Origin of the sequence: Mediterraneibacter hominis (assembly GCF_014287475.1) — a bacterium.
GTDB lineage: Bacteria > Bacillota > Clostridia > Lachnospirales > Lachnospiraceae > Mediterraneibacter > Mediterraneibacter hominis.
On record NZ_JACOPF010000003.1, the window covers coordinates 297,078 to 311,457 of the forward strand.

The following is a 14,380-nucleotide window of genomic DNA, read 5'->3' on the forward strand; positions in this document are numbered from 1 at the left end:
TTCATATATTTATAATGAAGAATCCATCGGAGACTCTATTTTTGAACCCCGCTTCTTCTTACTAATAATTCTGAAAATCATGTATGCCGGTATAGAAGTCAGCATTAAAAAGCTTCCGCTTAAAATCTGCTCGGGAGATACGCAACACACAAGCACAAATGTGATAAGCGTAGCTAAAATTGCAGTAATAGGATACCCCCACATTTTGAAAGGGCGTTCCATATTAGGCTGCTTTTTACGTAAGATAAATAAGGAAAGACATACTGCGACTTCACTTAAGCAGCCGACAAATGTGCTCATCATCAACAATGTCATAAAACTGCCGGTCCAGACAAAGAAAATAGCAATAACCCCATAAATAATAATCGTGATATACGGTGTTTTATATTTAGGATGTAGTTTTGCAAACACAGGAAACATCATATCATTATCAGCCATAGCATAAGCAACACGGGGCATACTGAGCATAGAGCCATTGGCTGCGCCGAAAATGGAAATAGTTGCGCCTAATGTAATCAGTGTAGCACCTACTTTTCCAAATGCGACTTCTGCCGCCGCACTCACAGGAGTTGCGGAACCGGCTAAGTTTGCGAAGCCGACAGAACCAACACATGCGATAGTAAGGAGCATATTGATGATGATAACAACCCCCATACCTATAATAGTTGCCAAAGGAAGATTTTTCTTAGGATTCTTGATTTCTCCACTCATATAAGAAAGTACATAATATCCGCCAAACGCGTTCAACGCAGGAACTGCTGCGGCGAAAGAACTTTCCCACTGTACTGTTTCCGTTACTGTAGTTGTAAAATTTTCCGGTCTTAACGCGAGAATACCACCAACGATAACGGAAACCAGTACGGAAATCTTTGCAATCGTAAAAATGTTTTGTACCATAGCACCATTTTTAACTCCTCTGATATTAACCAAGGAAAGAATTATGATCAGCGCCGTTGAAACCATTCTTTGTCCCGTTACTGATAGATTAAGCCCAGAGAACAAAACTGCAAAGTTGCTTGCGAACGCTGTAGCCATCATCGCGATAACTGCAAGAAAGTTACCTAAAATGCTAGACCAGCCATAAACGAAAGAAGCGCCATGTCCAAAAGCTTCATCTATATAAACATAAGAACCTCCGGCTTTAGGCATTGCAGGAGAAAGCTCTGCATAAACTAAAGCGCAAAGTATGGCGCTGGTTCCCGCTATGACCCATGCCAGCATATTAGGACCAAAAGAACCGGCAGTAGCCGCAATCTGTCCAGGAGTTGTGAAAATTCCGGAGCCAATAACAGTTCCTACTAAGACACATACTGCAGAGAAAAGTCCCATTTCCCTTTTCAGACCATCTTTAGACATAAATTTTTTCTCCTCTCTTGAACTTACAATTACTCGATGTCAAAACTTTCATTATAGTCATATCTGCGTTTTAACCGGGTATCCGGTGTGATTTCGCGTTTGGCAATCTTGAAAGTTCTTTCTGTAAGGTCGGCTATTTCATTCATAGGCTCATCTAATACTGTACTTGCGAGACGACCGCCAAGTGGAGCGATCCACTTGGATTCGATTTTTTCAACACCATACAACGTTCCCATGACGGCGCCGACAACCGCTGCATTAGAATCCGTATCAAAAGCACACTCTACGCAGTTTCCAATCGCACGTGTAAAGTCTCCTTCAGAATATAAAAGAGAAAGGACAACAATTTTTTCATTCGGAATGATATGACACCATTCGAAAATATTATCTTCATTATGAAGGAGGTGTATTTTGTCCATAGCTTCCTTTAGAGGCATTCCGCTTTCATAATCTGCAATTACAGAACGAACTGCTTCTGCAATTCTCGAATTTTCAGGAATTTCTCTAAGACCGGCCTGAATCACTTCTTTTATATCTGTTGTGTGCATTGCTGCGGCAACCATTGCTGCAGTAAACATTTCGCCGTAAATACCGTTTCTTGTATGTGATATACAGGCATCACGAAATGCTGCCTCGGCTGCTGCCTCGGGATTGCCTGGGTTTACCCACCCGAAGATTTCAGCTCTAATCTGTGCCCCTACCCATTCTCTGTAGGGATTCCCCAGTCTGGCTGTGTCAGGAGCAGAAAATCCTTCTACTGCATTTTTATAGGCAACTCTTTCTGCTGTACAGCACACTCCCGCAGGAAGCCAGTTTAACCAGGCATATAAAACATCGCCGGGATCAAACTCGTAACCGAAAACTTCCATTACTTTCATATTAAGCACCGTATAGTTAGTGTCATCATCAATGGGTGCGTACCCTTCCAATTCATCGATCCAAGGCTGATTGTTTAAAGGCGTGCCAGTTACAATGTGATATTTTTCAATCATCTCCGGCGTGAAATCCTCTGTAGAAACATACCGGTTTACGGGATAATTGTTTGTTTCTGTCAACATTCCTTTTAAATCTTTGTATTTCCAAAATTCCAGAGGTTTGCCTAACAGACATCCTGCAATCCTCCCCGTCCATCCGCCTAGTATACGACGTTTCATTTCTTCATCTGAAACAGTAGCGACTTTTTTTGTGTGTTTTGGTCTTGCCTCCAAAATTCCTGCATAGTCGGAGGGTTCGTCATATGGATAGTTTTTTAATATGGGCGCCTCTCTCATCTGCTTCTCAAGAGCACATGCTAATTCATAGTCCCCTAAAGTAACGGCACGATCATCAGCATAGAATCTTTTTTGAATTGCCTGGCACGTTTCTTTCAGATGTGCTACGTCCCGTCCCTCATCTTTTGCCTGCTGCCAATCGTAATAAACTCTTGCAGTATACAGACCAAATGTGTCATTTTCCATAAAATGTTTCATAATATTAGATTCCTTTCTTGCATGTTTATATTTTTTATAGCTAAATTTCTTTCGGCCGATAAGAAATTATCTATCATTTATACAGATTCACGTTTTACAATTTCGCATTCAATTAATTTCTTTGATAACGCAACGTTATCGCGGAGCCTTGCAATGAGCATCTGAGCGCATTCTACCCCCACTTGATAGCCATGAAGATCTATGGTAGTAAGCGGTGGGATTAGATATTGGGAAAGAGCTATATTGTCAATACCGGTTACTTTTACGTCTTTCGGAACGCAGATCCCTTTTCGATTCAACGCGAGTAATGCACCAGAAGCAATCAAATCGTTGGCACAGACAACAGCGTCTATCTTTTGTCCGTTGAAAATATTCTGTACTCCTTTTATACCGGTTTCCGGTGTAAAGAAGCCTTCTTGATAAATCAGGCTTTCATTCAGCGCCCTTCTGTTGTCCTGCAAAGCATTTTTATAGCCCTGGATTCTGTTACTGGAGCGCTTATCTGGAAATGGTCCAATGTAGGCAATTTTTTCACAGCCTTCCTTAATTAATAATTCTGTGACTTTATAAACAGCCGCAACAGAATTGGAATCAATGATACCTATATCGTGAATGTCCATAGACCATTCGCGATCCACAACAATAATGGGGATTTTTAAGTTAGAAACCCACTCTTCATTCTTTGCAGATAAACAACGAAGAAAAATAATGCCGTCTACCATTTTGGAAGTCAGGAATTGGATATCTTCTAATTCTGATTCTTTTTCCGGATTGGTATTACAGATTAAAACACTTATATCATTTGCTTTGCTAACAGATTCAACCCCAACAATAATCTGCGATACATAAGGGTCTGCAATATCATAAGTAACAATGCCGATTGTATTACTGTTTTTACTTCTCAGTCCCTTGGCAATCTGATTGGGGACATAGTTATATGCCTTTACGAGTTCCATGACTCTTTCTTTTGTGGCCTCACTAATATGCATATCTACATTGTTTAAAATTTTTGAAACAGTGGTGATGGATACACCCGCTTCCCGAGCAATATCTTTCATAGTTACTTTTTTCATGTGCACTTCCTCCATATAATGTGTTTGCAATTAGTTTGGGAAAATTTTAGGTAAACGTTGTAGGTAAACGTTTATCTAACTTTTATGGTTATATAATAGCATTTAATTTTTATATGTCTATTGACTTTATACACAAAAATTAAATATTATTTTTGTGTATTGTATCTATTCGATTAGCAAACAAAACAGATAAAATGTATACAGATACATAAGGGGGATTTAGTTTTGCAATTGAGGACTCATGCATTTATCGTGAAAGGTAAAAAAGAAAGAAGCTAAATAAATAATTTACATAATTTACAAAAAATGATAATATTTATATTATAAAGTGCAAATTTTTAGGGGGGGGGGTATAAAATGGAAAAACGACTTTCGGAGAGAATTGCTACGGAAATTCTGGAAATGATTACTTTAAAACATCAATTTTCTCCCGGAGATAAGCTTCCGAATGAAAATGATTTCTGTATGGCTCTGGGGGTAAGTAGAACAACATTGCGTGCAGCGATACAGTCTCTTGTAGACCAGAATATTTTGGAAGTAAAGAGGGGATTGGGGACTTTTGTTTCGGAACAGATGGGGAATAGAACGTTGAATTTGCTGACTGGAATCAGCTATTCGGAGATGAGGATAAAAGATTTATACGAGGTACGCCTAATCATAGAACCATACTCCGCCTACTATGCTGTGCAGCGTGCTTCAAATGAAGAAATACAGAAAATTAAAGAATATGAGAGGATCATTGAAGAAAAATTGGAACTTGGGGAAGACTGTGTGGAAGTAAACCGTCTTTTCCATAATGCGATTGCGGCGGCTACACATAATGCACTTATTTCCAATCTTATTTCAACTATTAGTGGAGAAATTGTAGGAAAATTCCAAGATTTTGGGGTAGAACAGAAAGTGCATAAACATACAGTCAGTGACCATAGAATGTTGATGGAATATTTTCAGGATGGAGATGCCGACGGCGCCAGGATGGCGATGCAGCTTCATATTCTACATTCTATTAATGACTATGGGAAAATAGATGAATAAATGGTTATACAGGTGACTCCTGCCAGATTGAATAATCGGGCAGGAGTTTTTTGTGCAAATTTTATAAAAAAATGAAAAGCAGAAAAAGTTATTGTAAAATATGTTGAGATAGATTGACAATTAACAAACAAAGGTGTAATATTTACATGATAATACATCATACAAATATAAAGACATCATACAACTAAGGAGGAAGAAATGAAACAGAAGATAGCTTTTATAGGCGGAGGTAATATGGCGGAAGGAATTATCCGCGGAATGTTAAAAGAGGCTTCCTTTTTGCCGGAGGAAATATATGTATATGACATTATTTCTTCTAGAGTGGAGTTTTTGAAACAGGAATACAAAATACAAGGATGTGTTTCTATCGGGGAAGCCACAAAAGAAGCAGATATTTTAGTGTTTGCCGTAAGGCCGCAGGATGCTGAAAATGTAAGTGTACAAGTGAAATCTTTTCTGGAGGAAAAAAGCATATTTGTTTCTATCTGCGCTGGTGTGAGGATAAAAAGCTTTGAACAATGGATCGGCTCCGATAAAAAGATAATCAGAGTAATGCCTAATACATTGACTGAGACGCAGCGCGGTTATACATCATTGTGTATGAACGGTAATGTAGACAGAGAGATGGCAGAACCAGTATTCAGGATGATGGAGGCGATTGGACGTGTGATGGAGATAACGGAAGATATGTTTGATAACTTTACGGCATACAGCTGCACAGGCCCGGCCTATCTCTTATATTTGATGAATGCATTAATAGATGCGGGCGTCAGAACTGGTTTTTCAAGAAAAGATGCCAGAGCGATTACAATCGAGAATATGATTGGAACGGCAATGAAGGTAGAACAGATAAAGAAGCATCCATTTGAGATTCTGGACACAATGACTTCGCCTGGTGGAGTTGGTATTGAAGGGATATATACTATGAATGAAGAAGGAATATACGGAAAAATCATGCACAGTGTAGAAGAAGCAACGCGCCGTTCAAAGGAACTGGCATAAACGAGGAAGAGGAAAAGAGAGGGCAGATATATGGAAGAAAGGAATAAGAAAAAGCGGGAAGAAAGACAGGCGACATTTGGCATATCTATTGCAATCATGTTGATAGTGATATTGATTCTGGTGGGGAGTATTCTTGTTTTAAAACTAGATCCACATATTCCGTTGATTATGTGTACATTTGTGCTGGTATTCTTCGGACTTTATTTACATATTACATGGAGTGACATGATGAGTGCCGCAGTAAAGTCTATATCAGAATGTATAGAAGCGATCATTATTATGATGTCTATAGGGATGGTCGTGGGCGCATGGGTATCATGTGGAACAGTTCCCTTCATCATTTATTGGGGACTGAAGGTGTTTTCGCCGGCGTTTTTGCTTCCGTTTGCGGTATTTCTGTGTGCTTTGATGAGTACTCTGACAGGGTCATCTTGGACTACAGTAGGAACGATTGGTGTTGCATTCATGGGAATTGGTATGGCAATGGGAATCAATCCGGCTATTGTCGCGGGGGCGATTGTATGTGGTTCCTTTTTCGGCGATACACAATCTCCTATGTCTGACGGTTGCAATTTTGCTACGGCGATTTCGGGAGCAGGGCTTTACAACGGTGTAAAAGGAATGTTTATTTCTAATATTCCGGCTTTGCTGATCGGAATGATCATTTATGTGTTTATTGGTCTTCGATATTCCGGAGGAGATTTAGGTGGTGCAGAAGAAAGTATACAAGAAACACTTGGAGGGCTGGCGGCTGGCTTTAATCTGACACCGGCAGTATTAATACCTCCGGTTTTGTTGATTGTTTTGATTGTTATCAAATTTCCAGCAGTTCCGACTATGATAGCAGCAGCATTTTCAGGATGTATATGTTCTGTTTTATTCCAGGGCAATTCACTAGCTGAATCTCTAGGGTTTATGATGAAAGGATACGTAGGTGATACAGGAGTAGAAGCTGTGGATAGTATCGTGACCCGTGGAGGACTTTCTGCCATGATGAATACGGTTGCAATTGTAATTTTGTCTATGTGGATGGCGGGAGTACTGCAGAGAACAGGTATCATGCACGCAATCCTGGCAAAAATAGCTAGACTGGTTAAAAAGCCTGGACCGCTGGTTGCTACGTCGACGGCCACGACATTTATTTTCAGTTATATTGCAGCGGATCCGTATCTTGCAATGATGCTTCCAGCAAAGGTTTATGGAGAAGCGTATGATGAATTGGGCTATGACAGAAGTGTTCTCTGCCGTTCTATCTCTGGAGCTGTATTCTTTGCTCCTATGGTTCCATGGGGATCGGGAGGTCTTTATACGGCAGCGGCTTTGGGGGTAGCGGTTACTGCGTATTTGCCATATTATTTTGTAGGATTTTTAGCACCAATATTAACGATCTTGTTCGCATTTCTGGGAATTGGAATGTATAAAGCGAAAAAGAGCGTGACGGAAACTGTATAGAGGAAAAGAAAATGAAGCGAAGGACAGAAAAAGAGGGGAATTTTACTTCTTCTATTATAATAATGATACTGGCAATAGCGGTTCTGCTTATCGGTGTGGTGATCCTGAAACGGGATCCCCATATCCCGTTGCTCTGCAGCACGGCGCTGATATTGCTTTACGCTGTATATCTAGGTGTGCCATGGGCAGATATGAGAGCGTCTATTGTAAAAAGTATTTCAGAGTCAATCGAGGCGATTTTGATCATCTGTCTGATCGGTATGACGGTAGGAAGCTGGATATCTAGTGGAATCGTTCCGATGGTGATTTATTATGGGCTGGAAATTTTTTCTCCGAAATGGTTTCTGGTATCTGTTTTATTTCTGTGTAGTATTATGTCGTTGGTTACCGGCTCATCCTGGACGACGATCGGAACCATCGGAGTTGCGTTTATGGGGGTGGGATATGGTCTTGGCATTCCGTCAGGTATTACGGCGGGCGCTATTGTGTGTGGTGCATTTTTTGGAGATAAGCAGTCGCCTATGTCGGATTCCACCAATTTTGCGGCAGCAGTGGCGAAAACAGATTTGTATAAGCACGTGAAATCTATGGTATTTACAAATGAACCTGCCTTGCTAGTGTCGTTGGTTGTATTTTTCGTTATAGGTTTAAGATATGGGAATACCAATGTAGATTATACCCAGGTAAATCTTATTATGGAAGGATTAGAAGGGGCGTTCCATTTTAATATTTTACTCTTACTGCCGCTTGTTCTGCTCATTATACTCATTGCAAAGAAATTTCCGGCAATACCTACTATGCTTATTGCAGCGTTTTCAGGAACGGTTTTCACAGTTCTGATCCAGGGACGCTCCTTGAGTGATGCGCTTGGCTTTATGCATCAAGGCTATACGGGGAATACGGGTATAGAAGCGGTAGACACGTTACTGACCAGGGGCGGACTTAATTCTATGACGGGAACAATTACTTTGATGATGATGTCTCTAATGCTTGCAGGAGCGTTAGAACGTACGGGTGTCATGCGTCATTTGATTGCCAAGACAGCAAGATTTACAGATAAAAGATTCGGTCTTATTTCTACTACGTTAGTATCCACGCTTTGTCTTGGGTACTTTGCGGCGGATCCGTATCTTGCCATGTTGTTGCCGGCAAATGCACTGGGGCAGAAATACGATGAGCAGGGAATTGACAGATGTGTTCTTTCTAGGACGCTGGAAGATGGCGGAACAACAATTTGTCCGGTAGTTCCGTGGGGAACAAATGGAATTTATTGTGCGGCGACGCTGGGGGTTCCGGTAATGCAGTATATGCCTTACTATATTATGGGAATCGCGACGCCGATCATTGCGCTGCTTTGTGCGGCTACAGGAATTGGGATTAAATATGTAAATAAGGAGAAAAAAGGTGGAAAACATATTAAAGAAAGTACAGTGTGATGTGGAAGAAACCGATTTAAGCTTTCTGGACGAAGCGAAAAAGCGCGCAGGCAGTATTGCGGTCAGAAAAACGGCTTTTGTGCAGGAAAAGGGTGTTCGTTCTGAATTAAGCTATAAGAAAATAAAGGCAAAAAGCGGAGAACTGATGTATCATTATCACCTGTGTTGTAGAAATCTTGCGGAATTTCAGGATCAGGCAGAAGAACTGGAAATATTGCTGAAAGAAGAAAAATTACATTTAGATCGTATCGGTGTCAGTATTGATTACGCAATGGCGTTGCCGGAGACGATAAGAGAACAAAATAGACGTAGAGATGCATTATATTTTGCAGAGCAGGAGGATTGGAACATTCTCGGCATTTATCCGGAAATGCAGCCACATTTAGGAGATAATATGATTGGGAGTCCGGCATCCTATTCGCTCGTACAAAAGGCACTAAGTGCAGGAGTGACTACGATCGGAAATGTATCTCAGTTTTTTGGCTGGGATTATCCAGAATATACAGACGTAAAACAGAGAACAAAGAGTACGCTACAGGCGATAGCCTTGATGGCAGAAAAAAAGAAAGACGGAGCGCTGATCCATTCTAATTTAGACGACGGATACGGAGATAAGGCGGGAGATCTGGGTCTTCTGATAGGATGTGCACTTTTAGAAAAATATATAATCGAAACACTCATGGGGGCAAAAATCGCACATTCTTTTGGCGATATGTTTTATTCTCCAATGAAAAGGTTGGTATTTCTTTCTGCCTTAAAACAAATACACGGGCAAGAAATGGTCGGTTCCATGATTTTTGCAAATAAACTAGGGCGCAATAAAAAGAAGATAGAATTAAATACAGCACACATGTCAGAACATTTACTTTTCGATATGGCGGGGCAGTATATATACCAAACAGGGCACGCTGTGACGACTATGGCGAATCAGGGATTGACGTCACAGGTATCTTCGCGAGAAATCATACAGACATTGGAATATGCACGGGAGCTGGAAGGCTATCTTCCACATGTAGTCGATACGATTGATTTTGAAAAAATTGATAACACTGCGAAGAAAGTGGTATACAGAGGGAAGCTGTTCTTTGAAGCTGTATTAGAATATCTAGGAGGTTTCATAGATGTCGAAAACCCCTATGCAATGTTATTGGCAGTCAAAGAGATCGGTATAAAATATCTGACAGAGAGATTTGAAAGAAAACAGGATACGGAAATTATTATAGCAGACTATAATTTATATGAGCATTAAGACGCATGCAGACATGGAGAGGAGGAATACATATGGCAAACATGTTGGCAGGTAAAGTTGCTTTGGTGACAGGAGCAGCTAGAGGAATCGGAAAATGCATTGCATTAAAGTTGGCAGAATACGGGGCAGATGTCATTGTAAATGATTTGAAGGTGGACGAGAATTCTGAGGTAATGAAAGAGATACAGAACTTTGGAGTCAAGGGCTTCCCTCTGCAGGGGGATATTACGGACTGTCAGGCGGTTTCTGCAATGGTAGAAAAAGCAGTAAAAGAAATGGGGAGGATAGACATCCTGGTGAATAATGCTGGAGTCTATCCGGCGGTTCCAGTATTGGAGGTAGATGAGAAACATTTTGAATTTGTTGTGGACGTTAATATGAAAGGATTGTTTTTTATGTCACAGCAGGTGGTAAAACAGTCCATGCTTCCCAATAATTATGGAAAAATTGTAAATATCAGCTCGTGCGACGGAAAGAATCCAGGAAAGGGAGTAGCTGTATATTCGGCGACAAAGGCTGCTGTTATCAGTTTTACAAAATCTTATGCACTGGAACTAGCGGATTATGATATTAATTCCAACGCTGTTGCAGCAGGGTGGGTGGAATCGGAACAGGTTTTGGCGAATGATAGATGGAAAGACGCACTTGCTATGATCCCTTCGCGTAGACTGGGAAAACTATCAGAAATTGCCGAAGCGGTTGCGTTTCTCTGTAATGATAAAGTTTCTTATATAAATGGAGAAATACTGGATGTAAATGGCGGTATTATTATGGACTAAAAAAGGAGGCTCCCATGATCTTCAATATTCAAAAGTGTTCTGTTCACGACGGGGATGGTCTGCGGACACTGGTATTTTTCAAAGGCTGTCCACTTGGGTGTAAATGGTGCGCCAATCCGGAATCACAGTCTTTTCAACAGGAAATCATGGAATCTTCCGCTAAATGCATAGGCTGTATGCGGTGTGTGAAAGAGTGCCCTGAAAAAGCGGTTGTACTGACTGAAGCGGGACCGACTATTGACAGAAAAAGCTGTGTGAAGTGTTTTCACTGTACGGAGATCTGTTATGCTGGTGCAAAATATGTGACAGGAAAAGCGTACACGGTGGAGGAACTTTTTGAAGAGATTGAGAAGGACAGAATGTTCTATTCTATGTCGTCAGGAGGTGTTACTTTTTCCGGCGGGGAGCCTCTTGTACAGGCGGAATTTTTGACGCGAATTGCAGAAAAATGCCACGAAGAGGGTATCCATGTTATGTTAGAGAGCTGTGGATATGCAGAGTATGAAAAGTTTAAAACAGTGCTTCCTTTTATCGACGCTATGTTCATGGATCTGAAACATATTGATACAGAGATTCACCGAAGGTTGACAGGTAGAGGGAATCAGCTGATATTAGACAATATTCGGAAAATTTCTGAATTTGGTGTCCCGATTACTATACGGACGCCTATAATCCCGGGATATAATGATGAAAAATTGAATATTACAGGGATAGCAGAATTTATTAAGACAATTCCAAATGTACGGGAGTATGAATTGTTGGCATATCATAATTTGGGCGAATCGAAATACAAGGCACTGGGACGAGGGTATGCGTTGCATGATGTAAGGCCGCCTTCAGAGGAAGAAATGGACTCACTTGTAACTGCGGCTGAAGAAGTCTTAAAAGGCAGTGGGAAACATTGTTTTTATATCAAATAATTTATTGATCAAGGTAAGGAGGTAAGAGAATGGTATTTGAGAGGATCCAAAAGTTACGTGAAAGAGAATTTGAAACAGAACCGAGCATCTGCCTAGAACGGGCGAGGATGGTGACGGAGTTTTACAGTCAGGCGTCTATGGAACCATTTATGCTTCGCAGAGCAAAGTTCTTTCGGTATTTTCTGGAGAATAAAACGATCTATATTGATGATGAAGCGGTTCTGGCAGGAAACCAGGGTTCCAGGTTCCGTTCGTGTCCAGTGTTCCCAGAAGTAACAGCCTGGCTCTATGATGATGTGGATACGATAGATACAAGGACGGCTGACAGTTATCAGTTTATGCCTGGGGAAAAGGAAGAATTGAAAAAGATCGTGGCTCAATGGAAGGGAAAAACGTTTGGTGACTATACGAGACAACAAATCGCACCAGAAGTTGCAGAAATGGTGGATATTGGTATTTTTACAACTGGAAGTACGAACGTTTCTACAGGTTCTCATGCACCGGCATATTATGATTTAGTAAAATATGGATACCGGCATTATATCGATCTGTGTAAACAAAAGCTGGAAGCAATGGAGGATATGGATATTACTTCCCTTGAGCAGAAGATGACATGGGAAAGTATGATCATTGTTATGGAGGCTATCATTGCTTATGCACATCGTTATGCGGACTTAGCGGAAAAAATGGCAGAAGAATGTCGCGATCCCGAACGAAAGGAACAGCTTCTGACGATTGCGGAAAACTGTCGTGTTGTTCCGGAAAATAAGCCGCAGAATTTCCATCAGGCAATACAACTGGTGTGGTTTACACATCTGGCTCTTATGCTGGAAGTAAACGGACAGAATCACTGCTTTGGCAGGTTTGATCAATATATGTATCCGCTCTATGCACAGGATATTAAAAATGGAGTCAGTGAAGATTTTATTATGAATCTGGTTCACGAACTGAAGCTAAAGTGTTCCGATCTGTGGGTACTTAGAAATCAGACGGAATCTCTTGCCTATGCAGGGTGTCCACTTTGGATGCACATGCTGATGGGCGGAATGTTGCCTAATGGGAAAGACGGCTGTAATGAACTGACCGATCTGATTCTTAAATCGATCACAGAGATGCCAACTAAGGCGCCAGTTATGTCCTTCCGATACCATGATAATATAAACAGAAAGACATTTCGTCTAGCATTGGAAGCAATACGTTCAGGGGCAAGCCAGCCGGCTATTTTTAACGACAATGTATGTATTCCTACATTGCTTTCCCTTGGGTTTACACTTAAGGAAGCTCGAAATTATGCTTTCTGTGGGTGTGTAGAATCAATTGTTCCGGGAAAAACAGATTTTAACGCAAATGTAGGATACTTTAATCCTGTTAAGGTGCTTGAGATTACGCTGAACGATGGTATGGATCCATTGACGAAAAAACAGGTAGGGCCACATACAGGTGATGTAAGGACATTTACTTCAGTGGAGCAGATCATGGAAGCATATAAGATACAGGAACAGTATTTTGTAAAATATTTCCTTACTACATTTGATAAAATTGTTTCTTGCCATGCCTATATGCTGCCGACGATCGCGGCTTCCTGTTTTGTTGATGGATGTATTGACAGTGGAAAAGTACTGCAGCAGGGAGGCGCGGAACATAAATATTCGGCTGCAGCGATCACAAGTATTGCCAATGTGGCTGACTCTCTTGCGGCGATCCAGGTGTGTGTATTTGACAAAAAGTATCTGACGATGGCAGAATTAATGGAATTGTTAGAGAAAGACTTTGAAGGCCGCGAAGATATGCGCCAGCTTCTCCTTAATAAAGCACCTAAGTACGGCAATGATATTGAACTGGTGGATGACTATGCAAGATGGATTGTGGATCAGTGTAACGAGGATATTGTCCATTTCATGGATGGGCGTGGTGGAAGATTTACTACAGTATATGCGACACAATCTTATAATGTAGTTGTTGGAAGACTTATTGGAGCTACACCAGATGGAAGGCATTCGTTTGCCGACCTGGCGGATAATGCATCGCCCATGAATGGACTGGACTGCTGTGGACCTACGTCGGTAGTGAAGTCGGTTTCTCATCTAGATCATTTTATACCTCAGAATGGGATCTTGTTAAATCAGAGATTCGATCCAGCGGTGATAAAAGGGGATAAAGGGTTGGATATTTTGGAAAGTGTAGTAAGATCCTTCTGTAATATGAAGGGAGAGCATATCCAAATTACGGTAGTAGATACGGATACACTAAAAGCAGCGCAAAAAGATCCGAAATCCTACCAGAATATTTTGGTTCGCGTAGCGGGTTACTCGGCTTATTTTATCGAGCTGGATAAGCAGGTACAGGATAATATCATTACTCGTACTCTTCAGCAGGGGCTGTAGAAAGGAAATATCCTCAGAAAAAAATATGGCAGTGAGAATATGAGAAAATGTGGATTGTTCTTGACATAATCCATAAACCATGCTATTTTATATTAGTAACTGCCAAAGACAGCAGGTGCCGTAAGGCATAAGGAGAAAACGCCTGCCGAGGAAGAGTGAAATTCTTGTATTGAATTTGTGATCCTCTGTGTCTTTGTGCACAGAGGATTTTTATTTGCAGAGGAA

11 protein-coding genes and 1 other annotated feature are annotated in these 14,380 nt (G+C 41.0%); of the genes, 8 read left to right on the plus strand and 3 right to left on the minus strand.

The annotated features are described in order from the left end of the window. Positions 1-9: 9 nt before the first annotated feature. From H8S37_RS14275 to H8S37_RS14285, 3 genes are all read right to left on the minus strand, one after another. Positions 10-1,356, minus strand: coding sequence for an APC family permease (locus H8S37_RS14275; protein WP_186876727.1), 1,347 nt, complete (start codon positions 1,354-1,356; stop codon positions 10-12). 29 nt (positions 1,357-1,385) lie between these two features. Then, on the minus strand, positions 1,386-2,825 hold the full coding sequence (locus H8S37_RS14280) for an ADP-ribosylglycohydrolase family protein (RefSeq protein WP_186876728.1): 1,440 nt from the start codon (positions 2,823-2,825) through the stop codon (positions 1,386-1,388). A 77-nt stretch (positions 2,826-2,902) separates the two neighbouring features. Then, complete coding sequence (locus H8S37_RS14285) at positions 2,903-3,898, minus strand: LacI family DNA-binding transcriptional regulator (RefSeq protein ID WP_186876729.1); 996 nt, start codon at positions 3,896-3,898, stop codon at positions 2,903-2,905. A 357-nt stretch (positions 3,899-4,255) separates the two neighbouring features. On the opposite strand from H8S37_RS14285, the gene H8S37_RS14290 reads away from it, so the two are divergent. The 8 genes from H8S37_RS14290 to H8S37_RS14325 all read left to right on the plus strand — a co-directional run bounded on the left by H8S37_RS14290 (position 4,256) and on the right by H8S37_RS14325 (position 14,155). Then, entirely contained in the window at positions 4,256-4,933 is a 678-nt protein-coding gene (locus tag H8S37_RS14290; RefSeq protein ID WP_186876730.1) for a FadR/GntR family transcriptional regulator, read from the plus strand. Between the two features lie 198 nt (positions 4,934-5,131). Further along, positions 5,132-5,935, plus strand: coding sequence for a pyrroline-5-carboxylate reductase (proC, locus tag H8S37_RS14295; protein ID WP_186876731.1), 804 nt, complete (start codon positions 5,132-5,134; stop codon positions 5,933-5,935). Between the two features lie 30 nt (positions 5,936-5,965). After that, on the plus strand, positions 5,966-7,387 hold the full coding sequence (gene nhaC / locus H8S37_RS14300) for a Na+/H+ antiporter NhaC (RefSeq protein WP_186876732.1): 1,422 nt from the start codon (positions 5,966-5,968) through the stop codon (positions 7,385-7,387). 11 nt (positions 7,388-7,398) lie between these two features. Continuing rightward, a complete protein-coding gene (gene nhaC, locus H8S37_RS14305) occupies positions 7,399-8,823 on the plus strand; it encodes a Na+/H+ antiporter NhaC (protein ID WP_186876733.1) in 1,425 nt (474 codons plus the stop codon). Next, positions 8,792-10,072 carry a hypothetical protein gene (locus H8S37_RS14310; protein ID WP_186876734.1) on the plus strand — a complete coding sequence of 427 codons (1,281 nt, stop codon included), beginning with the start codon at positions 8,792-8,794 and terminating at the stop codon, positions 10,070-10,072. Before nhaC (H8S37_RS14305) ends, H8S37_RS14310 begins: the two co-directional genes overlap by 32 nt. A 32-nt stretch (positions 10,073-10,104) precedes the next feature. Then, on the plus strand, positions 10,105-10,851 hold the full coding sequence (locus H8S37_RS14315) for an SDR family NAD(P)-dependent oxidoreductase (RefSeq protein ID WP_186876735.1): 747 nt from the start codon (positions 10,105-10,107) through the stop codon (positions 10,849-10,851). Between the two features lie 14 nt (positions 10,852-10,865). Next, complete coding sequence (locus H8S37_RS14320; protein ID WP_186876736.1) at positions 10,866-11,771, plus strand: glycyl-radical enzyme activating protein; 906 nt, start codon at positions 10,866-10,868, stop codon at positions 11,769-11,771. Positions 11,772-11,800: 29 nt separating this feature from the next. Beyond that, positions 11,801-14,155, plus strand: a complete 2,355-nt coding sequence (locus H8S37_RS14325; RefSeq protein WP_186876737.1) for a glycyl radical protein — start codon at positions 11,801-11,803, stop codon at positions 14,153-14,155. 84 nt (positions 14,156-14,239) lie between these two features. After that, positions 14,240-14,377: a sequence feature (ribosomal protein L10 leader region), on the plus strand. The last annotated feature ends 3 nt before the right edge of the window (positions 14,378-14,380 follow it).